Source organism: Streptomyces sp. NPDC045899, assembly GCF_056431485.1.
In genome coordinates this window covers 1-24,127 of record NZ_JBWKKP010000030.1, presented here as the reverse complement: position 1 = coordinate 24,127, position 24,127 = coordinate 1, and the positions used below count along the sequence as shown (strand labels likewise).

Below are 24,127 nucleotides of genomic sequence, written 5' to 3'. Positions count from 1 at the left end.
CGCCGTCATCGGCATGCCGACGGCCGCCCCTCACCGGTCGCCGGCATACGGCGAAGGAGCCCCCGCCCGGAGTGCCGGCGGGGGCTCCCCCCTGTTGTCGAGCCGGACTATCGTGGACATTAATACCCCGGATGGGGCATTGGTCGTGATACGGACGGCAGGTGGCCGTGATGATCGATGCGCTGGTGACAGTGGTCGTGGTACTGGCCTGTCTGGGTGCGGTCTGCGCCCTGGCGGCGGCCCGTGTGGTCAAGCAGTACGAACGGGGGGTGGTCTTCCGGCTCGGGAGGCTGCGGTCGGGTATCCGGGGCCCGGGGTTCACCATGATCGCCCCGGTCTTCGACCGGCTGCACAAGGTGAACATGCAGATCGTGACGATGCCCGTGCCCGCGCAGGAGGGCATCACCCGGGACAATGTGACGGTCCGGGTGGACGCGGTCGTCTACTTCAAGGTCGTGGACCCGGCGGAGGCGATCATCGCGGTGGAGGACTACCGTTTCGCCGTCTCCCAGATGGCCCAGACCTCACTGCGCTCGATCATCGGCAAGAGCGATCTGGATGATCTGCTCTCCAACCGGGAGAAGCTCAACCAGGGCCTCGAGCTCATGATCGACAGCCCGGCGGTGGGCTGGGGTGTCCATATCGACCGTGTCGAGATCAAGGACGTATCGCTGCCGGAGACCATGAAACGGTCGATGGCCCGGCAGGCCGAGGCCGACCGGGAGCGCCGCGCCCGGGTCATCAACGCCGATGCGGAGCTCCAGGCGTCCAAGAAGCTGGCCGAGGCCGCCGCCCAGATGTCCGAGACCCCGGCCGCGCTCCAGCTGCGGCTGCTCCAGACCGTGATGGCGGTGTCGGCGGAGAAGAACTCCACGCTGGTGCTGCCCATCCCGGTGGAGCTGCTGCGGTTCCTGGAGCGGGGACAGGAGAAGGAGCGGCCCCTGACGGCCGGGCGTACGGAGCGGAAGCCGGAGGGTGCCGCCGGGGCGGAGACCGCCGCCGATTCCGCTGCGCCCCGCGCGGTGACGGAGGAGCGGTCCGCGCGGCCGGTGCCCACCCTCACCGAACGCGAACCGGAGCCGAGGCCCACCGTGGAGCGCTGACCTCGGAGGTTCCGTACCCCCCGGCCGGTGATCGACATCCGCTGGGATAGTGTCCTGCCCGCGCACCCCTTCGGTGCGCGGGCTTCGTCATGCCGGTTCCGGTACGGCGCCGGTTTCGATTCCGGCACCGGAGCACCTCGTGTCGGGCACATGACCGCCCCGTAAATTTCACAGCCCGGACGTGAACCTGCCCTTGTGCGGCCCCGGAGCCCCTGGGAATACTCGGCGGCGAAGTTGGCATGGACGCGCCGTGAACGGGCGGACGCGCCCTGCCACCCGCCTTCCGGGCCCGGCACCCCACTGCCGCTATCGGGCCCAACCCCCCACTGGAGGTTCTGAGTTGAAGCACCGCCGCATACCCAAGCGTCGCGTCGCCATCGCCGGAGCCGGTATCACGGCCCTCGTCGCCGCGGGGCTCACCCTGCAGAGCGCCAACGCCGCCCCCGGTGACCAGCCGGACCCCCTGTCGGTGAAGGCCGCGGGCAAGCTGGCCCACGGTCTCGTCTCCTCGCTGGGCGATGACTCCGCGGGGGCCTACTACGACGCCCGGGCCGAGAAGCTCGTGGTCAACGTGGTGAACGACACCGCCGCCGACAAGGTCCGCGCGGCCGGGGCCGAGGCCAAGGTGGTCAAGTACACCCTCGCCCAGCTGAACTCGGCGCGGACCACCCTCAAGGACAAGGCCACCCTGCCCGGTACCGCGTGGTCGGTGGACCCCAGAACCAACAAGGTCGTCGTCACCGCGGACCGCACCGTCAAGGGCGGCGCGCTGGACAAGCTGACCGAGGTCACCGACGGGCTGGGTGACAAGGTCGAGGTGAAGCGGTCCAAGGGCACGTTCTCGACCTTCATCGCCGGTGGCGACGCCATCTGGGGTGACGGCGGACGCTGCTCGCTCGGCTTCAACGTGGTCAAGGACGGTCAGCCGTACTTCCTGACCGCCGGCCACTGCACCGAGTCGATCAAGAGCTGGTCGGACTCGCAGGGCGGCGAGGAGATCGGGGCCAACGAGGGAAGCTCCTTCCCCGGCAATGACTACGGCCTGGTCAAGTACACCAAGGACACCGAGCACCCGAGCGCGGTGAACCTCTACAACGGCAGCACCCAGGCCATCGCCAAGGCGGGCGACGCCACGGTCGGCCAGAAGGTGCAGCGCAGCGGCAGCACCACCCAGGTGCACGACGGCGAGGTGACCGCCCTCGACGCCACCGTGAACTACCAGGAGGGCACGGTCGAGGGGCTCATCCAGACCACCGTCTGCGCCGAGCCGGGCGACAGCGGCGGCGCGCTCTTCGCGGACGACACCGCGCTGGGCCTGACCTCCGGCGGCAGCGGTGACTGCTCCGGCGGCGGCGAGACGTTCTTCCAGCCGGTTCCGGAGGCGCTGGACGCGTACGGCGCCTCGATCGGCTGACCGGCCGGTCCCGCGACCCGGGCGCCCGGTGCGGGGGCGTAGGGTCGCACCGAGAACAGAGGCCCCCCGGACACCCGTGGACGGTGTCCGGGGGGCCTCCCCTGTGTCCGCGGCCGGTCAGGCCGCGTTCACCGGTGCCGCGTCGTGCGGCACTGCGTTCGGTGGTGCGTGGTGCGGTGGTGCGTCGTACGGGGTCGCGCCGCTCTGTCGCGCGCCGCTCAGAACCCGAAGACCTGGGTGGTCACGGCGTCCCGCTGGCAGTTGTTCGCGAAGGTGTGCTCGTACGAGACCCGGCGGCCGTCCCAGACCCCGGTGGCGGTGACCGTCACCGGCCGCCATTCCTTGGTGCAGATCCGGCCCGGCTCCGCCGACAGCGTCAGCGAGTTGAAGGCGCCGTCGACGGTGCGCAGTTCGGCGCACGCCTTGGCGGCGGCCGGGTGGGTACCGGAGGCGGTGGGCTGACAGCTGAGCGTCACCGCCCGCTGTACGTCGGCCGTCGCCGCGTCCGCGCCGTAGCCGACGGTGAGGACCATCGCAGAGGCCGGGTACAGGCTGTCGGGCTGCGCGGGCGCGGCGTTCGCCGTACCGCTCGCACCGATCCCCAGCGCGGCGCTCAGGGCCACGGCGGCCCCCAGACCGATCGCCCCTGTGGTCTTCCGCATTTCGAACGCTCCCTAGCTCGTGGTTTCAGATACCGGACGGAGTTCTACGCCGTGCGCGTCGGGAACGCATGTCGATCGAACACTTCCGGTCGCTATACGTAGTCATTCGGTGGCTTATTGTCGCGTGCGGAGGGTGTCGCTCCGTGGAACGCCGCGTATCCGGCGGATGCGCGGAGGGCGGGACGGGTCGATGGGCGTACGCCCGGCGCGGAGGTGTCCGGAGTGTCCGCCGGTTCCTGAACTACATGGTCAGAGCAGTCGTATGGGATCAGGCAGGGCCATATGGGGCAGGGAGTGATGATCCGTCCGTCGGTTACCGGTGAGTGTGGGGCCCGAGGGGCGGGTGAGTGAGTTCCTGCCAGCGCAAGGTGACCGGCGGGCGGGTGCTCAAACGGCCTCCGGCGGCCGGAACGGTGGTGTACAGCGCGGGGTCAGCTGTCCAGATCGCGGCTCAGGGGGCCGGTCCGGTGGCTCCATCCGTACGCCCGGCCGGCCCGCAGCCGCACCACCAGCCGCCGGTCGGCGACCATCGCGGCGCGGAACTCCTCCCAGTCCGGATGCTCGCCCTGGACGGCGCGGTAGATCTCGACCAGTTCGTCGACCGTGGCGTCGTGCGGGTCGGTGGCCACCGGGGTCAGCTCGGCGTCGCCCTCGGCCACCAGATAGGAGGTGCGGTCGTCGCTGGTGACATAGAAGCTGGCGCGCGGATCGCGGCGCAGATTGCGGGTCTTGGCGCGGTCGTCGGTGACCGAGACGCGGATCAGGCGGGCGGCCGGGTCATAGGTGAAGGCGACGTTCGACAGCTGGGGTCTGCCGTCGCGCTTGAGGGTGACCAGTGTGCCGGTGCGCTGCTCCCGCAGCAGCCCGAGCGGGGCGTCCTGGGAGGGTGCGCTGGAATCCCCGGGTCGCTCGGTCATAAGGATCAAGCGTAGGGCGCGGACCGCCGGTTCTCCTGCTGCGACACGCGGGATGTAGGGGCGTTTTGCATGCTTATGGTGTATATGGAAGGGCCGTCGAACCGACTCGCACGCTTGTTCGAGAATGGGGTTATGGTGGGGCGTGGGACGAACAGGGTCGGTCAGGGGGTGTGGGCAGCGGGAGGTGCGGATGTCAGGCTTCACGCATCTGCACACCGCGTCCGGATTCTCCATGCGGTACGGGGCCGCGCATCCGGAGCGGCTCGCGGAGCGCGCCGCCGAGCGCGGTATGGACGCGATCGCGCTGACCGATCGCGACAGCCTCGCCGGAGCGGTGCGGTTCGCCCGCGCCTGCGGGGCCGCGGGGGTGCGCCCGCTCTTCGGGGTGAACCTGGCCGTCCGGGCGGAACCCCCGGAGCCGGGGCGTACGGTCCGGCGCCGTACCCCGGTGCGCGGCGGGGCGTTCATCGATGAGTCCGCGCCCCGTGTGGTCTTCCTCGCCCGGGACGGCGCGGCCGGATGGGCCGCGCTGTGCGGTCTGGTCTCCGCCGCCCACGCCGGGCCCGGCCACTCCGGCTCCGCCCGTGCCCATGACGACGGACCGCCGCTGTTGCACTGGCGCGACCTGGTCGACGGCGGTGGTGGGGCGCTCTCCGCGCTGACCGTGCTGCTCGGCCCCGACTCCGATGTCGGCCGGGCCCTGGCCGCCGGCCGCCCCGACCGGGCCGCCTGGCTGATCACCCCCTGGCGCGAGCTCTTCGGTGACGCGCTGCGGCTGGAGGCCGTGTGGCACGGCCGCCCCGGCACCGGCCCGGGCTCGCTGCGGCTGGCCGCCCGTACCGTCGGCTTCGCCGCCGACCAGGGCGTACGGGCCGTGCTCAGCAACGCCGCGCGCTACGCCGACCCGGGGGAGGGGCCGGTCGCCGACGTCCTGGACGCCGCCCGGCGGCTGGTCCCGATCGATCCGCGCCGCCCCGGTTCGCTCGACAGTGGTGAGCGCTGGCTCAAGGGCCCGCGGGAGATGGCGGAGACAGCCGAACGGATCGCGGAGGCGGCGGGGATGCGGCGGGACGCCGCGCACCGGCTGCTGGAGGAGACCCGGCGCACCGCCGCCGCGTGTCTGGTCGACCCCGAGGACCACATCGGCCTCGGCAGTGTCCACTTCCCCGAACCGCGGCTGGTCGGCGCCGGACGGCGCGGTGCCGAGCGGGTGCTGCGGTCGCGCTGCGCCGCCGCCATGGTGCTGCGGGGGTACGACCGCGACCGGCTGCGCTGGGAGCGGCTGGAGGACGAGCTGCGCACCATCGAGCGGCTCGGCTTCGCCTCGTACTTCCTCACCGTCGCCCAGGTCGTGGACGACACCCGCGCGCTCGGGGTCCGGGTCGCCGCCCGTGGCTCCGGCGCGGGCTCGTTCGTCAACCATCTGCTCGGGATCGCCCACGCCGACCCCGTCGCCAACGGGCTGCTGATGGAGCGGTTCCTCTCGGTGCGGCGGGCCGCGCTGCCCGACATCGACATCGACGTGGAGTCCGCGCGCCGCCTCGACGTCTACCGCGCCATCTTCGACCGCTTCGGGGCGGAGCGGGTCGCGACGGTCGCCATGCCCGAGACCTACCGGGTGCGCCATGCGGTGCGGGACGTGGGCGCGGCGCTCGGCATGGACCCGGACGAGGTGGACCGGCTCGCCAAGTCCTTCCCGCACATCCGCGCCCGTGACGCCCGCGCGGCCCTGGCCGAACTGCCCGAGCTGCGGGCGCTACGCGAGGCGACGGCCGAGCAGGAACGTTTCGGCAAGTTCTGGGAGCTGGTCGAGGCGCTGGACGCGCTGCCCCGGGGGCTCGCCATGCACCCCTGCGGGGTGCTGCTCTCGGACGCCGGGCTGCCGGCCCGTACGCCCATCGTGCCGAGCAGCGGCGAGGGCTTCCCGATGTCCCAGTTCGACAAGGACGACGTCGAGGAACTGGGGCTGCTCAAACTCGATGTGCTGGGTGTGCGGATGCAGTCCGCGATGGCGCACGCGGTGGCCGAGATCGCGCGGGTCACCGGACGGACGGTGGACCTCGACGACCCCGCCCTGGTCCGGCCCGGCGACCCCGCCACCTACGATCTGATCCGCTCCACCGAGACGCTCGGCTGCTTCCAGATCGAGTCCCCCGGCCAGCGCGATCTCCTGGGGCGGCTCCAGCCCACCTCCTTCCACGACCTCGTGGTCGACATCTCGCTCTTCCGGCCCGGGCCGGTCGCCGCCGATATGGTGCGCCCCTTCATCGAGGCCCGGCACGGCCGTACACCACCGCGCTATCCGCATCCGGACCTGGAGGAGGCGCTGCGCGAGACCTATGGGGTGGTGGTCTTCCATGAACAGATCATCAAGATCCTCTCGATCATGACCGGTTGTGAACGGGACCTCGCCGACGAGGCGCGGCGCGCGCTGTCCGACCCCGAACGGCAGGGGCGGGTACGGGCCTGGTTCCGGACCGAGGCCGCGCGGCGGGGCTATCCGGCGGAGGTGCTGGCGCGTACCTGGGAGATCGTCGAGGCGTTCGGCTCGTACGGCTTCTGCAAGGCGCACGCGGTCGCCTTCGCGGTGCCGACGTATCAGTCCGCCTGGCTCAAGGCGCACCACCCGGCGGCCTTCTATGCCGGGCTGCTCACCCATGACCCCGGGATGTACCCCAAGCGGCTGCTGCTGGCGGACGCGCGGCGGCGCGGGGTGCCGATCCTCCCGCTGGACGTGAACCGCTCGGGGGCCGCTTATCGAATCGAACTGATGTCCGGTGATGGTGGCAGTGGTGAGGGCGGTAACGGTGACGGGCCGGGTGCCGGGGTCCGGCTGGCCCTCTCCGATGTCCACGGCATCAGCGAGGCGGAGACCGGGCGGATCGAGGCCGGGCAGCCGTACTCCTCGCTCCAGGACCTGTGGCTGCGCGCCCACCCCGGGCGGCCGGTGGCCGAACGGCTGGCCCAGGTCGGCGCGTTGGACGCGTTCGGTCCCAGCCGCCGCGACCTGCTGTTGCAGATCGCCGAACTGCACCGGCAGCAGCGGGGCGCCGCCCGGTACGACGGCGCGGGCCAGCTCCCGCTGACCGAGGCCGGGCCCGCCGCCCCCGCGGGACTCCCCGACCTCGACGCGGACGAACGCCTCGGCGCCGAGCTCGGTGTCCTCGGCATGGATGTCTCCCGCCATCTCATGGGTGACCACCGGGAGTTCCTGGAGGAGCTGGGCGCGATGTCCGCGAAGCGGCTGCGGGACGCCCGGCACGGCGAGACCGTACTCGTCGCCGGGGCCAAGGCCGCCACCCAGACCCCGCCGATCCGCTCGGGCCGCCGGGTCATCTTCACCACCCTCGACGACGGGACCGGTCTGGTCGACTGCGCGTTCTTCGACGACAGCCACGCCGCGTGCGCGCACACCGTCTTCCACTCCTGGCTGCTGCTGGTGCGCGGGGTGGTCCAGCGGCGCGGCCCGCGCAGCCTCAGCGTCGTCGGCTCGGCCGTCTGGAACCTCGCCGAACTGGCCCGGCTCCGCCGCGAAGGCGGCCTGGACGCGGTCGCCGCCGAACTGGTGGCGGGCCCGGACGACGGTACGCGCGAACCGGCCGGGGCCGGTTCCGGCCGCCGCATCCAGATGTCCACCGGCTACGCCATGCACCCCTGGGCCGACCTCCGGCCCGCGGGCGACCAGTCCGCCACCGGCCGCAAACTGTGGCACGCCAGCCCCGGGAGCGCGGGATGACCCCCGGCCACCGGCCCATCGATCCCCGTCGCCGCCCGGCGGGGGAGGGGCGGTCGGGCGGCGCGGCGGCTTCGCCGGGTGGGTGCGCTGGTCCCCGGCGCGGATCCAAGGACCTGCCCGCTCCGCCGGCGGACGCCGTTCGGCCGGACCCGGCAGCTCCGCCGTCCGTGCCCGGCGAACCTCCGGCAGGAGGAGGACGGCCGGCGCCGCCGGCCGGGGAGCCGCATGTGCTGTATGTGCGGTTCCGGCGGGGGGCCGGACAGGAGGCGCTGGGGGAGGACGTCTACCAGGGGCTGCTGGCGTTGCTCGGGGAGCTGACACCCGTCGTCGAGGCGCTGCCGCCCGATGCCGCGTTCGCCGATGTCCGCGGTGCGCTGCGGTACTTCGGGCGGGACGCCGCCGGGCTCGCGGGGATCGTGCGGGTCCGGGCGCTGGCCCGGTACGGCGTCGACTGCACCGTCGGCGTCGCCGCCAACCCCATGCTCGCCCGGATGGCCGCCCAGGACGCGGCGCCGGACGCGCCCGGCGCCGTCCGCACGGTGCCCGACGACCCCGGCGCCGTCGCCGCGTTCCTCGCCCGCAAGCCGCCCACCGCCCTGCCCGGTGTGGGTCCGGCCACCGCGCGCACGCTGTGTGCGTACGGGCTCGACAGCGCCGCGCGGATCGCCGACGCGCCCCTGGGCACCCTGCAGCGGATCCTCGGCGCGTCCACCGCGCGTACGGTGCACGCCTGGGCCCGCGGCGTCGACCCGGCGCCCGTCACCCCGAACGCCCCGGCCCGTGCCATGGGAGCGGAACACCGGTTCCGCCACGATGAGCTGGACCCCGTCCGGCGGCGCCGGGCGCTGCTCACGCTCGCCGACGGGCTCGGCGCCCGGCTGCGGACGAGCGGGCAGGTGGCGGCGGTGCTCGTGCTCACCGTCCGGTACGCCGACCGCTCCGCGACCACCCGCTCCCGCACCCTGGCCGAGCCGACCGCGCACACCCCGGTGCTGACCTCCGCCGCGTACGCGCTGCACGACGCGCTCGGGCTGCAACGGGCCCGGGTGCGGGCCGTGTCGCTGCGGGCCGAGGGGCTGACCGACGCCGGACTCGCGGCGCACCAGCTGACGTTCGACCCCGCCGATGAGAAGTCCCGGCGGCTGGAGGCGGCGGCCGACCGGGCGCGCGCCCGCTTCGGCCCGTCCGCGGTACGGCCCGCCGGATTCCTGGACGTCGCGTGAAAAGTAGGTAGACGTTCCTTCACTGACCAATGGCTGGATGCCTTTGCTACTCACGCGTAATTTCGTCTCAGCGCACCACCCCATGTGATCCGGATCGCAGGGCGCGCCGTCAGTGCAACCCTCTCTCCCCCACGGCGAGGAGTTCATGTGATGCTGCCCTGGAGGCATATCCCTGGTTTCCGCAGGTCCCGCAAGACCCGGACGGTCAACAGGTCGCGCAGGTTACTGCCCGCCCTGGCCCTGACGGTCGTGGCGACCGCCGTACCCACCGCGGCCGAGGCCGCGGGCTCGGGTGCGGTGAGCAGCGGGTGGAACAACTATTCCTGCAAGCCATCGGCCCAACATCCCCGCCCCGTGGTGCTGGTGCACGGCACCCTGGGCAATTCCATCGACAACTGGCTCGGCTTCGCCCCCTACCTGGTGAAACGCGGTTACTGCGTCTTCTCCCTCGACTACGGCCAGTTGCCGCTCGTGCCCTTCTTCCACGGCCTGAACCGGGTCGACAAGTCGGCCGCGCAGCTGTCCTCCTACGTGGACCGGGTACTGGCCGCCACCGGCGCCCAGAAGGTCGACATGGTCGGACATTCGCAGGGCGGCATGATGCCCCGCTACTACCTCAAGTTCCTCGGCGGGGCGCCCAAGGTGAACGCCCTGGTCGGCCTGGCTCCCAGTAACCACGGCACCACCCTGTCCGGGCTGACCAAGCTGCTCGACTACTTCCCGGGCGCCGGCGATCTGATCGCCCGGGCCGCGCCGGGGCTGATGGACCAGGTCGTCGGCTCGGACCTGCTCAAGCGCCTCAACGAGGGCGGCGACACCGTCCCCGGGGTGCGTTACACCGTCATCGCGACCAAGTACGACGAGGTCGTCACGCCCTACCAGTCGCAGTTCCTGTCCGGACCCGACGTCAAGAACGTGGTGCTCCAGGACCTGTGCCGGACCGATATCTCCGAACACCTCGCCATCGGGCTGACCGACGGCCTCGCCTTCCACGAAGCCGTCAACGCCCTCGATCCGGAACACGCCACCCCGACGACCTGTGCGTCGGATGACTGACTCTTGACAGAAAGCGGCTGACGGCTCACCCCGCTAGCGGGTGGTGCGCCCCCCGAGGGCGTCCACGAAGCGGGTCAGCAGCCGTGCGAACGCCGCTCGGTCCGCTTCCGGCCACTCCTCCATCGCCTCGGCGAACACGGAGCGCCGGAAGCGGCGGACTTCGTCGGTCAGCGCGCGCCCTGCCTCGGTCCTGACGAGCAGGGCGCGCCGTCCGTCGGCCTGGTCCGCCTCCCGGCGCACCAGTCCGGCGGCCACCGCGCCGGCGACCAGCTTGCTCGCCCGGGGCTGGTCCACGGCGAGGGCGGCGGCGATGCCCGAGACGGTCGCGGGGGTCCCGCTCTGCTCCGCCGCCTCGATGGCGTCGAGTACGTCGAACGCCGCGCCCCCGGTGTCGGTCCCCGGTGAGCGCCGGCCGGTCAGACGCGCCAGGGACCTCCTGCTCTGACTCCGCCGGATGGCGACCATCGCCCGCTCGACCTCGTCGATGTGCTGTGCGCTGTGGTGGTCCATCGCTCCCCGATGCATAATCAGTAACATCTAGTTGCTACTTTACATGCATCGCATGCGTCATGGAGGAAGGCGGAGTCATGGAGGAACCGAAGCCGAGGTCGAAGCCCAAGCCGATCGGATACTGGCTCAAGCACCTGGACGCGCTGATCGACGCGGACTTCGAGCGCGCCCTCGCGGGGAGCGGACTGACCCGGCGCCACTGGCAGGTGCTGAACTCGCTCACCGCGGCTCCGTGCCGGGCCGATGAGCTCTCCGCCGCCCTGCTCCCGTTCTGGGGCGAGGGGGCGATCACTCTCGACCAGGTCCTGGTCTCGCTCCGCGAGCGCGGCTGGGCCGGCCGGGTCGAGGGGGAGGGCGGGGGTGGGCGCTGGGTGCTCACCCCGCTCGGCGCCGAAGGGCGGGCCGAGGCGGCGGGGCGGGTCGACGCCACCCGGCGGCGGCTGATGGACGGGGTGACGGCCGGGCAGTACCACGAGACCGTACGGGTGCTGAGCCGTATGGCCGCGAACCTCGAAGCCGCGCCCCCCGCCGCATAGCCGCCGGGGCCGAGGTGCTTATTCGGCGATCAGCTCGACCTCGATGTTGCCCTTGGTCGCCTTGGAGTACGGGCACACCTGGTGTGCCTGCTCGACCAGACCGCGGCCCTTCTCGCCCTCCAGCTCCGCGGGCAGCTCCACGCGCAGCGTGACCTTGAGCCCGAAGCCGCCGTCGGCCTCGTCCTTGCCGATGCCGACCTCGGCGGTCACCGAGATGTCCTTGGTGTCGACCTTGGCCTGGCGGCCGACGAGGCCGAGCGCGCTGGCGAAGCAGGCGGCGTAGCCCGCGGCGAACAGCTGCTCGGGGTTGGTGCCCTGACCGCTGCCGCCGAGCGCGGGCGGCATGGCGAGCGCCAGGTCGATCTGGCCGTCGGAGCTCACGGCCCGGCCGTCGCGTCCGTTGGCCGTGGCGACCGCGGTGTAGAGCGCATCCATGGAGACCATCCCTTTCGAGTCCTGTGCGGGTTCGAGCCTGTCGGCGTTCGGGGCCGAACGCCGACACGAAGTAGAGCACACAATTAAGTTGTGCACAACTAAAGGGTACGCTGGAGGCATGTCGCACCAGCCCCGCCCCGATCTCCTCCGGCTCGACCTCCAGCTCTGCTTCACCCTGCACGCGGCGTCCCGCGCCTTCGGCGGCGTCTACCGCCGGGTGCTGCGCGAGACGGAGCTGACCTACCCCCAGTACCTGGCGATGCTGGTGCTGTGGGAGCACGGGGAGATGCCGGTCAAGAAGCTGGGGGAGTATCTGCGGCTGGACTCCGGCACCCTCTCGCCGCTGCTCAAGCGCATGCAGACGGCCGGTCTCGTCCAGCGCGAGCGCAGCGCCCAGGACGAGCGTTCGGTGACCGTGCGGCTGACCGCGGAGGGCGAGGCGCTGCGTGAGAAGGCCCAGGGCATCCCGCTGAAGGTGGGCGAGGCCAGCGGTCTCGACACGGAGGAGATGGTGGACCTGCGGACGCGGCTCCAGCGGCTGACGGCCGCGCTGGACGCGGCGCTGGCCGAGGACGAGGCGGAGGAGGGCGGCGGCACCTGAGCGGCGGCGTCCGGGCGGTGGTGCGTGAGCGGCGGCGGACATGGAGGAGCCGGTCCCGGGGGTGGCGTCGACAACCCCCGGAACCGGCTCCGGTCTGTGGCCCGGTCCGCGGCCCGCGTCAGCCGCGGCGCCGCGCCGCCTTCCGGCGGCCGTTCGCGGTGAACAGCACCGCCGCCCCGCCCGCGAGGACCGCGGCACCGCCGATGGCGAGGGTGGTGGTGTTGCCGTCACCGCCGGTCTGGGCGAGGTGCTCACCGCTGTCGCCGGTCGCGGTGGGGGCCTTGGCCGCGTCGCCCCCGGCGCTCTTCACGCCGGCCTTCTCGCCGGTCCCGGGACTGTCCGTCCGCCCGGGAGTCTTCACGCCGTGCTCGGTGTGCCCGGTGTCCGCCCCCTTCGGCGCGTCGCCGCCGTGTCCCCGGTGGTCGACGGTCGACCTGGGGGCGCCCGCGGCGATCTGCGCGTCGTCCGGTGCGGACGCCTTCGGGGCCGGCGCCTCCGGGGTGGTCGCCTTCCTCGGCGTTCCGGCCGCGCGGCCGAAGGTCACGTCCGAGCAGGTGTAGAACGCCTCCGGGCTGTCCGAGCGCTGCCACACGCTGTAGATCAGGTGGCGGCCGGACTTCTTCGGCACCTTGCCCTTGAAGACGTAACTCCCGTTCTTCAGCGCCGGGTCGGTGACCTTGGCGAAGGGCTTGGCCTCCAGATCGGACCAGGCCAGCCGTTTGGTCGGCCGGTAGCCGTCCTTGGTGATGTACAGCGCGAAACTGCCCTTGTGCGGCGCCGTGGCCCGGTAGGTGAAGGTGTGGGTCCCGGCCTTCATCGCCGTGGCGGGCCAGTCGGCGCGCGGCAGATCCAGGCCCTTGTACTTGTCGCGGCCCGCGCTGCACAGCTTTCCGTCCGGGATGATCTGTTTGTGCCGCCCGGCGGCGTCGGCGATGTTGACCTCGTTCCAGTCGTACAGCGGCTGGGTACCCCCGGCCGCCACCGCCGCCTTGCAGGCCGCCGAGACCGGGTTCTCCGGGCCCTCGGCGAAACACGCCGACACCCGGCTGACCGGGTTCTGCATCGAACCGTGGGCGGCGGCCGGAGCCGCGTTCAGCGTGGTGAGGGCGAGCGGCACCACACCGAGCGCGGCTATCCGTGCGGCCTGACGACGAGCGGTCATCGTGGGGAACTCCTTCGCTGATGGGGGCGACGCGCAGCACGCTAGCCACGCCGATCAGGCGATTCGCCCCGCTTATGGCGGAGTTAAGGAGCAGCTCAGGCTGAGCTGAGAATGATGTCCGGTTCGAACCGGAGTGCGACCGTCCGCCGTCGTCCGACCCTCCCGCTCCGTCGCCGGGGCGAGGCCGGGGACACATGCCGAGAATGGTTGCGGAGGGTCGTGTGCGTGGAAGGTGAGTGGCATGACCGGAACGAACTCCCGTACGAACGACACGGCCGGCCCCGGGGCGACGCCGTCCGGCCCGTCGGGCCCGCCCGCCCCGTCACGGCCGTCGTCGCGCAGGTCCGCCGTGGAGCTGATCGAGGCGGTCCTCGACCCGGGCACCCGGAGGTCCTGGGACGAACCGGTCGTGATCACCACCGAGGACCCCGACTACCGCGCCGACCTCGAGCGGGCGCGTGAGCGCACCGGGCTCGACGAGTCGGTGATCACGGGGGAGGGGCGGATCGAGGGGCGCCGGGTGGCGTTCGTCGCGTGCGAGTTCCGCTTCCTGGCCGGTTCGATCGGCGTCGCGGCCGGAGAACGCCTGGTCCGGGCGGTGGAGCGGGCCACCGCGGAACGGCTCCCGCTGCTCGCCGCGCCCGCCTCCGGCGGCACCCGGATGCAGGAGGGCACGGTCGCCTTCCTCCAGATGGTGAAGGTGGCGGCGGCGATAACCGAGCACAAGGCCGCGGGCCTGCCTTACCTCGTACATCTGCGCCACCCCACGACGGGCGGCGTGCTCGCGTCCTGGGGCTCGCTGGGCCATGTCACCGCCGCCGAACCGGGGGCGCTGATCGGCTTCATGGGTCCGCGGGTGCACGAGGCGCTCTACGGCGAGGAGTTCCCGCCCGGCGTCCAGGTCGCCGACAACCTGATGCACCACGGTCTGATCGACGCGGTGCTCCCCGCCAGCCGCCTGGGCGGCGTGGCGGCCCAGGTCCTCCGCGTCCTGTGCGGGGACCCGGCCGGGGGCGGTGCGTCCGCTTCACCCCGGCTCGCTGCGGGCGGTGGGTCCGCCGGCCCCGCGCCGGCCGCACCGGTTGCTGACGGCGGAGCGCCCGTCGTGCCCGCCCACGTTGATGCTGGTGAGTCCGCCGGGCGCCCGTCGGCCGATGGCGGTGGGCCCGCCGGGTCCGCGGTGGCCGATGGCGGTGGGCCGGCCGCACCGGTTGCTGACGGCGAGGAGCCCGTTGTGTCCGCCCACGTTGACGCTGGTGAGTCCTCCGGGCGCCCGCTCGCCGATGGTGGAGGCCCCGACCTGACTCGGCTCGCCGATGGCGGCGGGTCCGGTGCAGCGCCGGTTGTCGAGGGTGAGCCCGCTCGGTCCGTCCCGGCCGCCGGGGGTGCCGCTTGGTCCGGCGGCCGGTCCGCGCCTGACTGCCCCCGGCCCGTGCCCTCCGCCGAGGAGTCGATCCGGGCGTCCCGGCGGGCCGATCGGCCCGGGGTGCGGGATCTGCTGCGGGCTGCCGCCGAGGACGTGACCCCGCTCAGCGGGACCGGCGCCGGTGAGCACGACCCCGGGCTGCTGCTCGCCCTCGCGCGCGTCGGCGGGACGCCCTGCGTGGTGCTCGGGCACAACCGGCGCAGCGCGCGTGAGGGCGAGACCGGCGACGGGCCGGGGCAGGGGCAGCCGCTCGGCCCCGCCGGTCTGCGGACCGCCCGGCGCGGCATGCGGATCGCCGCCGAACTGGACCTCCCGCTGCTCACCGTCATCGACACCGCGGGCGCCGCGCTCAACCGCGCCGCCGAGGAGGGCGGGCTCGCCGGGGAGATCGCCCGCTGTCTCGCCGACATGGTGACCCTGCCCGCGCCCACCCTGTGTCTGCTGCTCGGTCAGGGCGCGGGGGGCGCCGCGCTCGCGCTGCTGCCCGCCGACCGGGTCGTGGCGGCACGGCACGCGTGGCTGTCGCCGCTGCCGCCCGAAGGCGCCTCCGCGATCCTGTACCGCACCACCGAGCGGGCGTACGAGGTCGCCGGGCGGCAAGGCGTACGCTCCGCCGATCTGTTCGCCCAGGGCATCGTCGACCGGATCGTGGACGAGTCCGACGCGGAGGAGGGCCGCCCGGAGATCTTCCTGGACCGGCTGGGCCGTATCCTCGGAGCCGAACTCGCCGCCCTCCGCGCGCGGGGCCAGGACGAGCGACTGGCCGAGCGCCGGGCCCGGCACCGCCGTATCGGGGTGACGGGTTGACGGCGAATCAGGGCCAAACGGGCAGGCGGGCCGAGTCAATTAGCGGTCTTAGGCATGCCTAACCTAATCTCGGGCCGTGAACGAGCATGATCCCCAGGCGGCGTCACGGCCGTCCTCCACCCCTGCCCGGCGGTCCGACCGGCTCCACCTCCTCGCCGTCAACCCCACCGACTCCGTCACCGAGGGGTTCCTCCCGGCGGCGGCGAGACTGGGGCTCGCGGTCACCCTGCTCACCGACCAGCCCGAGGCGCATGAACGCGCCTACGCGCGCGTCCGCGCGGCGGGGACCACCCCCCTGCCCGAACTCGCCGTCGAGCACTGCGACGTACGGGACTTCCGCGAGGTCGTCAGCCGGGTCGCCGCCACCGGGCGGCGGCCCCGGGCGGTCTTCACCAACAGCGACCACCTCCAGGCCCAGGCCGCCCTCGCCGCCGAGTACTTCGCCCTCCCCGGCAAGGACTGGCGCGCCGCGCTGCGCACCAAGAACAAGGCCGAGCTGCGCCGCGCCCTCGCCGCGGCCGGTGCCGACACCGTCTGGTCCACCGAACTCACGCCCGGACAGGACCCGTCCGAGCTCGCCGGGCTCGACGCGCCCTACCCCTGTGTGGTCAAACCGCGCGAGGGCGTGGCCAGCGAGGACGTCGTCCTGGTCGCGGACGCGGCCGAACTGGTCCAGCGGTGCCGCGCCATCCGGGCCCGGCGGCCCGGCGCGGCGCTGGTGGTCGAGGAGTTCCTCGACGGTGAACTCCGCACCCTCGAAACCCTCGGCGACGGCCGCACCCTGCACATCCTCGGCGGGTTCCGGACCGAACTCTCCCCGCCCCCGCACTTCATCGAGGAACGGCTGAGCCTGCTGCCCGCCCCGCAGCCCGAACCGCACACCGGCCAGGTACTCGCTCAACTGCGCGCACTCGGTGTCGGCTTCGGTATCTGTCACACCGAATACGTCGTCCAGGGGGACCGGGCCCGGCTGATCGAGGTCAACTACCGGGCCATCGGCGACCAGTGCGATCTGGTGCTCGCCGACCTCCTCGGCGTCCCGCTCTTCGAACATGTCCTCCGCACCCACCTCGGCGAACCGCTGCCGGACGACCTCGGCGCACGGACCGACGGCCGGGCCCGGCTGGAATACGTCGTGGCGGACCGCCCCGGACGGCTGGTCTCCGCCCCGGCGGCGACCGTGAGCGAGCGCGCCGGCGTACGGCTGGACTACCGTCCCCTGCGTGACATCGGCGAGGAACACCCGCTCCACCGCACCAACCGCGACTTCCTCGGCGTCCTGCGGGCGACCGGCACCGACCAGGGGCTGATCGACGCCGCCGTGGCGGAGTTCCTGGCGGCCCACCGATGGGAGATCGCGTCATGAGCGGGACCGGGACGCCCGGGGGGACGCGGCCCCGCGACGGCGGCCGGGGGGAGGCCGAGGAGGAACTCCTGGGGCGGGTGGTGGACACCCTGCTCCGCGAGGACGCGTACCGGCTGCGCACCCGCGCCCGCGCCGTACGCCGCGCGGACGGGGGCGACCGGCTGCGGATCGCGCTGGAGGGAGGGGAGTACGTGCTGCTGCCGGTGGAGGAGGACGGTTTCCAGTGCGAGATCCGTGCCCACCGCCCGGTCCGGCTGGAGTCCGCACCCCCGCCGGGCGCGGTGGACGTGCCCGGGGCCGAGGCCGTCACCGGGCTCGACGCGGTCCTCGGGGTGTTGCGAGGTGTGGTCCCGGCCGAGGACCGGGCGGGCTACGACGCCTTCGTCGGCGAGTGCCGACAGGCGCTGGACACCGCGCTGTTGCACCACCGCGTCCGCCCCGCCGTCCTCGACCGTCTGGCCACCCGCCACGGCCCCCTGCCGCCCGCGCCGGGTCCCGGATGGACCGGGATGGCCGGGGCGCTCGCGTACGAGACGCTCGCCGCCTTCCGTGACCATCCCGTCTATCCGACCGGCCGCGCCCGCTCCGGCTTCGACGAGTCCGCGTTACGCGCCCACGCGCCCGAGTTCCACCCCACGTTCCCGCTGCGCTGGATCGCCCTGCCCCGGGAGGCGGTCACCGGGGATCCCGCCCGGCTGCCCGGGTGGTGGCCCACCCCGGCGGGTCTCGGGCTGGCGCGCGGTCTGGACCGTACGCATCTGGCCGTTCCGGTGCATCCGCTCACCGTCGGCCGTCCGCTGGCCGACGCGCTGCGGGAGACCGGGCTCGACGGCTCCGCCCGGCCGGCCGAGCGCGCGTACCTCGACGTCGTGCCGACGCTCTCGATGCGGACCGTCGCCGTCGCCGACGACCCCCTGGTCCACCTCAAACTGCCGCTCACCACCGCCACTCTGGGGCTGCGCAACCGGCGGACCGTCAAACCCGGCACCCTGACCGACGGCGAGGTCGCCCAGCGGCTGGTGGAGGCGGTGATCGCGCGGGAGCCGCGGTTCACCGACACCGTGCTGCTCGCCGACGAGACCACCCATCTGCACGCCGGGCACGAGCTGCTGGCGACCCTGGTACGCCGCTATCCGCCCGGTCTGGAACACACCCGGATCGTGCCGCTGGCCGGGCTGCTCGCCCGTACGCCGGACGGCGGGCTGGTGGTGGACGCGCTCGCCGACCGCTACTACGGCGGCGACCTCCATGCCCTGCTCGACGCCTACTACCGGCTGCTGTTCGACTTCCACACCACCCTCCTCGCCCATGGCATCGCGCTCGAGTCCCACCAGCAGAACACCTCCCTGGTGTTCGAGGACGGCCCCCCGGGCGCCCGCACCCGCCTCCGGCTGCTGATCAAGGACCACGACGGTCCGCGTGTCCACGCGATACGGCTCGCCGCGATGATCGGCGGGGGCGAGGCGGCCGATCTGTGCGGGTTCGACGACCGCAGAATCCTGACCGGCGGCGATGTGCCGGTGATCGATGTGTTCACCACCATCACCGTCCATCTGTGCGCGGCCGCTCCGGCGTTCGAGCTGGCCGCGCTCGGCCGGGCGCCCCTGGACGATCTGCTGGGGCGGCTGCGCCACCGGCTCACCGAGGCCGTGGACCGGATGGCCGGGACCCGGCCGGGTGCCACGGCGGATCTGCTGCGGGCCCGGCTGCTGGACGCGCCACGACTCCCGGTCAAGGCGATGGTCACGGCGGGCACGCTGCTGCCCAAGGAGCGCACCGGCGCCGCCGACATCAACAAGCACTACGTCACCGGGCCCAACTACCTGCTGCCGCGGGGGAGCGGCGGATGACCACCGAACCGCCGGGCGGTTTACCCACCGGACCCACCCGACCCAACGGGCCCACCCGCCCCACCGGACCCCCGTACCGCCCCCCGTCCACCACGCCTCCCGCCACCCCCCTCCGCACCCGCTGGAGCCGCCCGATGCCCTCACCCTCCTCCCCGTCCGCCTCCTCCCCGTCCGTCTCCTCCGCGTCAGCCCGCGGCAGCGCCGCCACCGCCGTGGCCTCCGCCGATGAGGTGGCCGCCCACACCCTCCTCAACTGCCTGCTCCGCGAGGTGTCCGGCCCGGAGCACCAGACCGTCGTCGCCGACGGACGGCTGCGGCTGCGGCTGCCCCGCTGCGGGGCGCTGCTGAGCGTCGGACTGCGCCGTACCTCCCTCATCGGGGCGCACCGGTTCACCGGACCGGTCAGCGAACAGCGCGACGGCACCTGGACGGAGGTCACCTGGCGCGGCCTCGCCGAGCGCATCCACCGGGAGCTCCATCTGCGCACCGGTGTGCGCAACGACGAGTTCCTCGACCAGGTCGCCTCCAGCCACGCCGGGATGACCGCGGCCCTGGAGGAGCGGGGCAAGGTCACCGGGCGCGCCGCGGACGACGCCTATCTGGCCTCCGAGCAGTCGCTGTTCTTCGGCCACCGCTTCCACCCCACCCCCAAGGCCCGCACCGGAAGCGCCGACGCCTGGTCGCGGTTCGCCCCCGAGGCCGGGGCCCGCTTCCCGCTCCACCACCTCGCCGTGCGGGAGGAGTTCGTCGGGGAGGAGTCCGCCGTCCCCGGGGCCCTGGACGCCCTCGACCGGCAGCGTCCGGTGCCCGACGGCTACCGGCTGCTGCCCGCTCACCCCTGGCAGTACGCCATGCTGCGCGACCACCGGGCGCTGCGGGCGGCGCTGGGCCGCAGCGACGTACTCGACCTCGGTCCCGGCGGACGGGAGTTCGCGCCGACCGCGTCGGTCCGCACCCTCTACGACGGCCGGGACTTCCTCAAGTTCAGCCTGAACGTGCGGATCACCAACTGTCTGCGCAAGAACGCAGACTACGAACTGTCCGGCGCCGTCGCGCTGACCCGGCTGCTGGAGCCGGTCGCCGCCGACCTCGCCGCCCGCTTCCCCGGCGCCGACATCCTGCGCGAACCCGCCTACCGCACCCTCGACCTCGGCCACCGCGAACTCACCGAGGGCTTCGGCGTGATCGTCCGGGAGGGTCTGGCCGCCCGGCTGCGGCCGGGGCTGACCGGGCTGCTGGCGGCGGCCGTCGCCGACGAGTACCCGACCGGCGGCGCCCAGGTCTCCCGGCTGCTCGCCGGGGCCGGGCCGGACCATGCGCTGGCCTGGTGGCAGGCGTATCTCGACCTGCTCGTGCCGCCCGTGCTGGCCGCCTACTTCGACCACGGCGTGGTCCTGGAACCCCACCTCCAGAACGTGGTCATCGGCGTCGATGCCTCCGGCGCCCCGCGACAGGTGCTCTTCCGCGACCTGGAGGGCACCAAACTGCTGCCCGGACCCCATGCCGCCGCGCTCGCCGCGCTGCCCGCCGCCGTCGCCCGCCCCATGAGCTACGGGCGCGAACGCGGCTGGGACCGGGTGGTGTACTGCCTGCTGGTCAACCACGTGGCCGAGATGGTCGCCGCGCTCGCCGACCGCCACCCCCGGCTGGAGCCCGCACTGTGGTCGGCGGTCCGCCGGGTGCTGTGCGAACGCTCCGCCGCCCATGACGACCCGCCCCCGCTGCGCGCCCTGGTCGCGGGCGTCCCGCTGCCCGCCAAGGCCAACCTCCTCACCCGCTGGGCCCGCAAGGCCGACCGCGAGGCGGGCTACGTCCGTATCGCCAGTCCGCTCGCCTCCGCGCTGCTGTCCGAAGCGGCCCACGTCATCTCGCCCGGGAGCAGCCGATGATCACCCCGTCCGTCACCGACCGCGCCACCGCCCTCAGCGGGGACGACCTGCCCGCCTACGTCTACGACCTGACGGCGCTCGCCGATCACGCCCGCGCCGTGCGGGAGGTGCTGCCGCCCGCCGTCGAGCTGTACTACGCCGCCAAGGCCAACCCCGCGCCGCGCGTCCTGACCGCCCTCGCCCCGTACGTCACCGGCTACGAGGTGGCCTCCGGCGGTGAACTGGAGCACGTCCGCGACGCCGTGCCCGGACGCCCGCTGGCCTTCGGCGGACCGGGCAAGACCGCGACCGAGCTGCGGCGCGCCCTGAAGCTGGGAGTGGAGCGCTTCCACGTCGAGAGTGAGCACGAACTGCGGCTGCTGGCCGCGACCGCCGCGGCCGGCGGCCACACCGCCGACGTCCTGCTCCGCGTCAACCTCCCCGTGGACGACAGGGAGCTGGGCGGTGCCGCGCTGGCCATGGGTGGCCGCCCCAGCCCCTTCGGCCTCGACCCCGACCGCCTCGAGGGCTGCCTCGGCCGCTTCGGGCCCGGTGAGCCGCTGCGGCTGCGCGGGATCCATGCCCACCTCGCCAGCGGACTCGACGCCCCCGCGCAGGTCGCGGTGGCCGGGCGGATCACCGACTGGGCGCGGGAGCTGTCCGACCGGCACGGTCTCGCCCTCACCGAGGTCGACGTCGGCGGTGGGATGGCCGTCGACTACAGCCGACCCGAGGCCCGTTTCGACTGGGCGGCGTACGGCGAGGGCCTGGCCGCCGTCGCCGACCGGAACCCCGGACTGACCCTGCGGATCGAACCCGGGCGCGCGCTGACGGTCTACTGCGGCTGGTACGTCACCGAGGTGCTGGACCTCAAGCACAGCGGCGGAGAGGCGTTCGCGGTGCTGCGCGGCGGCACCCACCACCTGCGCACCCCGGCCACCAAAGGGCACGACCAGCCCTTCCGGGTGCTGCCCGAGGAGCGCTGGGACCTCCCCTGGCCGCGCCCCGCGGTGACGCGGGAGCCGGTGACCCTCGTCGGCCAGCTCTGCACCCCCAAGGACGTCCTGGCCCGGCGGGTCCCGGTGGACCGGCTGCGGGTGGGTGACCGGATCGCGTTCGCCCTCGCCGGTGCCTACGCCTGGAACATCTCCCACCATGACTTCCTGATGCACCCGAGGCCGGGCTTCCACTACCTGGGCGGCTGACCTGTGACCCCGCTCCCTCGGGCTCGGTTCCCGGTGCATTCCCGCCCCGGTCCTGCTTGGCTGGTGACTCTGACGATCACAGGAGGCGATTCATATGGGGCTCACGCACTGGGGTTTCATCTACACGGCGGACGGCAGCGCGGCAGGCGGCGATGTCAGCGTCGTGGACACCGGTACGTGCCGCAGTGTGCTCGTCGGGGTGGAGAAGCCCGAAGAGGGTGTCGAGGTCGCGCGCCGCCTGGTCGGCGAAGGTGTGCAACTGATCGAACTCTGCGGGGGGTTCGGGCCGGTGTGGGCCGGGCGTGTCATCGAGGCGATCGACGGCGCGGTCCCCGTGGGCGTGGTGGGCTACGGGCCCGAAGCGGTCGATCAGGTGCACGCGATCTTCTCCTGATGTGTGCCGCCTCCTTCAGGCCGAAGAGGGGGAGGCTTCCGCCGCCACCGCTCAGCCGGAGACCGCGCGCAACGCGCCCGACCGCCGTCCGGTCAGCCGGTCGAGCGCGGCGGACGCCGCCTCGTCGGCGGGGAGGTGGACGACCAGGAGCTGTTCGTCATCGGCGGGCAGCTCCAGCGTCTCGTAGGCCAGGCGCAGTTCCCCCTCCTCGGGGTGGACCAGCCGCAGCACACCGCTCGGCCGCGGCAGGCCGGGGAGGGTCCGTACCCGCTCGGTGAAGGCGGCCCCGGCGGTGATGGTCAACTGGTCGGCGAGTGCGGCGATATGCCGGTCCGCACGGAACGGGCCCTGTTTGAGGGCCGCGACCTGGTCGTCGGCGACCCGGTCCCAGTCGGGGAAGGCGGTGCGCGCCCGGCTGTCGGCGAAGACGAAGTGCGTGAGGTTGGGCGGGCCGCCGTCGCAGCCGTCCAGCAGCCCGATGGGCCGGGCCAGCCGTTCGTAGCCGTCCGTCCAGGCGAGGGCCTCGCTCAGCCGGTTGAGCAGTACGGCGGGGGCGGGCTCCAGCCGGTCGAGCAGCGCTCGTACGGTGGGCCGCACCGTACGGCCCGGCGCTGTGCCGCCGTTGCAGCTGAAGCCGCCTTCGGCCCCCTTGGTGAGCCGGTGCAGATGGATGCGCTCGCCCGGAGTCAGCCGGAGCGCGTCGGCCAGCGCGGAGAGCACGGGGGCGGACGGCCGCCGGTCCCGCCCCTGCTCCAGCCGGGTCACATACTCGACGCTGACCCCCGCGAGCGTGGCCAGCTCGGCGCGGCGCAGCCCCGGCGTCCGCCGGCGCGGCCCCGTGGGCAGCCCGGCATCGGCCGGTGTGACGGCTTCGCGGCGGCTGCGCAGGAAGAGACCGAGCTCGTTGTCGCCCATACCGCCGAACGTAACAGCCCGTGCCGGTCCGGAGGGTGGCCCTGCCCCTACCACCATCCGCCCGGCCTTCCTGGTGCCCGCCGCTCACCGGCAGATTGGGAGCCGTCCCACCCACGACCGACGCAAGGAGCACGACCATGCCCAGCGAACCCCTCGAACTCACAGTGATCGTCGGCAGTGTCCGGGAGGGCCGGTTCGGCCCGGTGGTGGCGAAGTGGTTCACCGAACGGGCCTCCGAGGACGGCCGGTTCGCGGTCCATCTCGTCGACCTGGCCGATATCCCGCTTCCCCTGAACCTCCCCGCCGCACCCCCCGCCTTCGACCCCGAACCGCCGCGCCCGGCCGGGATGGAGGAGCTCACCCGCCGGATCGCCGACGCCGACGCGGTGGTCGTGGTGACCCCGGAGTACAACAACAGCTTCCCCGCGTCCGTGAAGGCCGCCATCGACTGGCACTACACCGAGTGGCAGGCCACACCGGTGGGCTTCGTCGGCTACAGCGGCGGAGCGAGTGGTGGCCTCCTCGCGGCGGAGCAGCTACGCCACGTCTTCGGCGAGACACGGGCGCACACGCTCCGCCACCATGTGACGTTCCCGCGTTACTACGAGCTGTTCGGGCCGGATGGCGCGCTGCTGGACCCGGAGGGCCCGAACGGCGCGGCGAAGGCCATGCTCGATGAGCTGCACTGGTGGGCCGACGTTCTCCACGACGCCCGCCGGGACCGGCCGTACGCTGCCGCGGACTAGGTGTATTGACCCGGAGGGTTGTTCACGCGGCTGATGGGTGGCTGGCCGCCGAGTGCGGTGTGGCATCGGTGATGGTTGTAGTTGTGTAGGAAGGTGTCCGGTGCGGCGGTGCGTTCTTCGGTGCTGGTGTAGGGCCGTAGGTAGGCCCACTCGTCCAGCAGGGTGCGGTTGAAGCGTTCGACCTTGCCGTTGGTC

21 protein-coding genes are annotated in these 24,127 nt (G+C 73.2%); 14 read left to right on the top strand and 7 right to left on the bottom strand.

Going from position 1 to position 24,127, the window contains the following annotated elements:
• Nucleotides 1-170: 170 nt before the first annotated feature.
• Both AC07FT_RS31685 and AC07FT_RS31680 read left to right on the top strand, forming a co-directional pair.
• On the top strand, nucleotides 171-1,103 hold the full coding sequence (locus AC07FT_RS31685; RefSeq protein ID WP_479179435.1) for a slipin family protein: 933 nt from the start codon (nucleotides 171-173) through the stop codon (nucleotides 1,101-1,103).
• A 340-nt stretch (nucleotides 1,104-1,443) separates the two neighbouring features.
• The gene (locus tag AC07FT_RS31680) at nucleotides 1,444-2,517 is read left to right on the top strand and encodes a S1 family peptidase (RefSeq protein ID WP_479179434.1); all 1,074 of its coding nucleotides are present in this window, start codon (nucleotides 1,444-1,446) and stop codon (nucleotides 2,515-2,517) included.
• A 218-nt stretch (nucleotides 2,518-2,735) separates the two neighbouring features.
• Here the strand turns inward: AC07FT_RS31680 and AC07FT_RS31675 are convergent, their stop codons facing one another.
• Both AC07FT_RS31675 and AC07FT_RS31670 read right to left on the bottom strand, forming a co-directional pair.
• A complete protein-coding gene (locus AC07FT_RS31675; protein ID WP_254744152.1) occupies nucleotides 2,736-3,179 on the bottom strand; it encodes a subtilase-type protease inhibitor in 444 nt (147 codons plus the stop codon).
• Between the two features lie 431 nt (nucleotides 3,180-3,610).
• A complete protein-coding gene (locus AC07FT_RS31670; RefSeq protein ID WP_479179433.1) occupies nucleotides 3,611-4,096 on the bottom strand; it encodes a PPOX class F420-dependent oxidoreductase in 486 nt (161 codons plus the stop codon).
• A 190-nt stretch (nucleotides 4,097-4,286) separates the two neighbouring features.
• Between AC07FT_RS31670 and AC07FT_RS31665 the strand changes: the two genes are divergently transcribed.
• The 3 genes from AC07FT_RS31665 (at nucleotide 4,287) to AC07FT_RS31655 (ending at nucleotide 10,111) form a co-directional block, all read left to right on the top strand.
• Nucleotides 4,287-7,832 (top strand): DNA polymerase III subunit alpha, encoded by a 3,546-nt coding sequence (locus AC07FT_RS31665; RefSeq protein ID WP_479179432.1) that lies wholly within the window; start codon nucleotides 4,287-4,289, stop codon nucleotides 7,830-7,832.
• Nucleotides 7,833-8,059: 227 nt separating this feature from the next.
• Nucleotides 8,060-9,055 (top strand): DNA polymerase Y family protein, encoded by a 996-nt coding sequence (locus AC07FT_RS31660; protein ID WP_471202602.1) that lies wholly within the window; start codon nucleotides 8,060-8,062, stop codon nucleotides 9,053-9,055.
• 150 nt (nucleotides 9,056-9,205) lie between these two features.
• Complete coding sequence (locus AC07FT_RS31655; RefSeq protein WP_479179430.1) at nucleotides 9,206-10,111, top strand: esterase/lipase family protein; 906 nt, start codon at nucleotides 9,206-9,208, stop codon at nucleotides 10,109-10,111.
• Between the two features lie 33 nt (nucleotides 10,112-10,144).
• Here AC07FT_RS31655 and AC07FT_RS31650 read toward each other — a convergent pair whose 3' ends face one another.
• Nucleotides 10,145-10,621 carry a MarR family winged helix-turn-helix transcriptional regulator gene (locus AC07FT_RS31650; RefSeq protein ID WP_479179428.1) on the bottom strand — a complete coding sequence of 159 codons (477 nt, stop codon included), beginning with the start codon at nucleotides 10,619-10,621 and terminating at the stop codon, nucleotides 10,145-10,147.
• Between the two features lie 77 nt (nucleotides 10,622-10,698).
• Here AC07FT_RS31650 and AC07FT_RS31645 point away from each other — a divergent pair, with 77 nt between their 5' ends.
• Nucleotides 10,699-11,157, top strand: a complete 459-nt coding sequence (locus AC07FT_RS31645) for a MarR family winged helix-turn-helix transcriptional regulator (RefSeq protein ID WP_471202596.1) — start codon at nucleotides 10,699-10,701, stop codon at nucleotides 11,155-11,157.
• Nucleotides 11,158-11,175: 18 nt separating this feature from the next.
• On the opposite strand, the gene AC07FT_RS31640 is transcribed toward AC07FT_RS31645, so the two are convergent.
• Nucleotides 11,176-11,592 carry an organic hydroperoxide resistance protein gene (locus AC07FT_RS31640; protein WP_432014176.1) on the bottom strand — a complete coding sequence of 139 codons (417 nt, stop codon included), beginning with the start codon at nucleotides 11,590-11,592 and terminating at the stop codon, nucleotides 11,176-11,178.
• 118 nt (nucleotides 11,593-11,710) lie between these two features.
• Between AC07FT_RS31640 and AC07FT_RS31635 the strand changes: the two genes are divergently transcribed.
• On the top strand, nucleotides 11,711-12,193 hold the full coding sequence (locus tag AC07FT_RS31635; protein WP_479179427.1) for a MarR family winged helix-turn-helix transcriptional regulator: 483 nt from the start codon (nucleotides 11,711-11,713) through the stop codon (nucleotides 12,191-12,193).
• A gap of 118 nt (nucleotides 12,194-12,311) precedes the next feature.
• Here AC07FT_RS31635 and AC07FT_RS31630 read toward each other — a convergent pair whose 3' ends face one another.
• Entirely contained in the window at nucleotides 12,312-13,355 is a 1,044-nt protein-coding gene (locus AC07FT_RS31630) for a lytic polysaccharide monooxygenase auxiliary activity family 9 protein (RefSeq protein WP_479179426.1), read from the bottom strand.
• 241 nt (nucleotides 13,356-13,596) lie between these two features.
• Between AC07FT_RS31630 and AC07FT_RS31625 the strand changes: the two genes are divergently transcribed.
• The 6 genes from AC07FT_RS31625 (at nucleotide 13,597) to AC07FT_RS31600 (ending at nucleotide 22,271) form a co-directional block, all read left to right on the top strand.
• The gene (locus AC07FT_RS31625; protein WP_479179424.1) at nucleotides 13,597-15,588 is read left to right on the top strand and encodes a carboxyl transferase domain-containing protein; all 1,992 of its coding nucleotides are present in this window, start codon (nucleotides 13,597-13,599) and stop codon (nucleotides 15,586-15,588) included.
• A gap of 76 nt (nucleotides 15,589-15,664) precedes the next feature.
• Nucleotides 15,665-16,954 (top strand): ATP-grasp domain-containing protein, encoded by a 1,290-nt coding sequence (locus AC07FT_RS31620; protein ID WP_479179422.1) that lies wholly within the window; start codon nucleotides 15,665-15,667, stop codon nucleotides 16,952-16,954.
• Nucleotides 16,951-18,804, top strand: coding sequence for an IucA/IucC family protein (locus tag AC07FT_RS31615; protein ID WP_479179421.1), 1,854 nt, complete (start codon nucleotides 16,951-16,953; stop codon nucleotides 18,802-18,804). The genes AC07FT_RS31620 and AC07FT_RS31615 overlap by 4 nt, the downstream gene beginning before the upstream one ends.
• Before the next feature lie 134 nt (nucleotides 18,805-18,938).
• Nucleotides 18,939-20,693, top strand: a complete 1,755-nt coding sequence (locus AC07FT_RS31610; RefSeq protein ID WP_479179419.1) for an IucA/IucC family protein — start codon at nucleotides 18,939-18,941, stop codon at nucleotides 20,691-20,693.
• Nucleotides 20,690-21,877: a type III PLP-dependent enzyme gene (locus tag AC07FT_RS31605; RefSeq protein WP_479179417.1), complete on the top strand. Its 1,188-nt coding sequence runs from the start codon at nucleotides 20,690-20,692 to the stop codon at nucleotides 21,875-21,877. Before AC07FT_RS31610 ends, AC07FT_RS31605 begins: the two co-directional genes overlap by 4 nt.
• Nucleotides 21,878-21,971: 94 nt before the next feature.
• A complete protein-coding gene (locus AC07FT_RS31600) occupies nucleotides 21,972-22,271 on the top strand; it encodes a DUF6506 family protein (protein ID WP_479179416.1) in 300 nt (99 codons plus the stop codon).
• Between the two features lie 51 nt (nucleotides 22,272-22,322).
• Here AC07FT_RS31600 and AC07FT_RS31595 read toward each other — a convergent pair whose 3' ends face one another.
• A complete protein-coding gene (locus tag AC07FT_RS31595) occupies nucleotides 22,323-23,186 on the bottom strand; it encodes a helix-turn-helix domain-containing protein (RefSeq protein ID WP_479179415.1) in 864 nt (287 codons plus the stop codon).
• A gap of 137 nt (nucleotides 23,187-23,323) precedes the next feature.
• Between AC07FT_RS31595 and AC07FT_RS31590 the strand changes: the two genes are divergently transcribed.
• The gene (locus tag AC07FT_RS31590; RefSeq protein ID WP_479179414.1) at nucleotides 23,324-23,932 is read left to right on the top strand and encodes an NADPH-dependent FMN reductase; all 609 of its coding nucleotides are present in this window, start codon (nucleotides 23,324-23,326) and stop codon (nucleotides 23,930-23,932) included.
• Here the strand turns inward: AC07FT_RS31590 and AC07FT_RS31585 are convergent.
• Nucleotides 23,929-24,127, bottom strand: a 199-nt coding sequence (locus tag AC07FT_RS31585; RefSeq protein ID WP_479179412.1) for an integrase core domain-containing protein, incomplete at its 5' end; no start/stop codon positions are given. The two genes, AC07FT_RS31590 and AC07FT_RS31585, sit on opposite strands and share 4 nt — an antisense overlap.